The 760-nt window shown below is 65.4% G+C and carries 1 protein-coding gene; it reads left to right on the forward strand.

The annotated features are described in order from the left end of the window. The coding region (locus tag ACYVOK_RS34400; RefSeq protein WP_460666790.1) for an extracellular catalytic domain type 1 short-chain-length polyhydroxyalkanoate depolymerase at positions 1-760 on the forward strand (760 nt) is incomplete at both ends.

A 760-nucleotide genomic window follows, 5' to 3' on the forward strand; every position in this document is an offset into this window, starting at 1 on the left:
CGAGGCGGGAGGCCGCGGCTACAAGCTTTACATCCCAAGCGGCTACACCGGACAGCCACTTCCCCTCGTGGTGATGCTGCACGGCTGCACCCAGTCGCCGGACGACTTTGCCACTGGGACTCAGATGAACGAGCTGGCCGAGGAGCAGACCTTCCTGGTGGCATATCCGGCGCAGTCGCAGTCGGCCAACGTGTCCAAGTGTTGGAACTGGTTCAACGCAGGCGACCAGCAGCGGGATCGCGGTGAGCCGTCCCTGATCGCCGGCATCACCCGGCAGATCATGCATGACTTCTCGGTTGAGACCGGACGCGTCTATGTCGCTGGGCTCTCAGCCGGTGGGGCAGCAGCGGCGATCATGGGCTCGGCTTACCCAGATCTCTATGCAGCCGTTGGCGTCCACTCGGGCTTGGCGTGCGGGGCAGCGCGTGACATGCCCCCGGCATTTGCGGCAATGCGGCAGGGCGGGGCGCCTCAGAACGGTGGAGCCAAGCAGCCCGTGCCGACGATCGTGTTCCATGGGGATCGCGACACGACCGTCAGTCCCATCAATGGGGATCAGGTCATCGCTCAGTCGAAGGCAGGCTCGGATCTGCAATCAAACGTCAGCCGCGGGCAGGCTCCCGGCGGGATCAGCTATACCCGCACGATCGCGTGCGATGACAGCGGACACCCGATGCTCGAGCATTGGGTCCTGCACGGGGCGGGCCATGCCTGGTCGGGCGGAAGTCCAGCAGGTTCGTACACTGAGCCACGGGGACCC

It is taken from the genome of Kribbella swartbergensis, assembly GCF_054784135.1.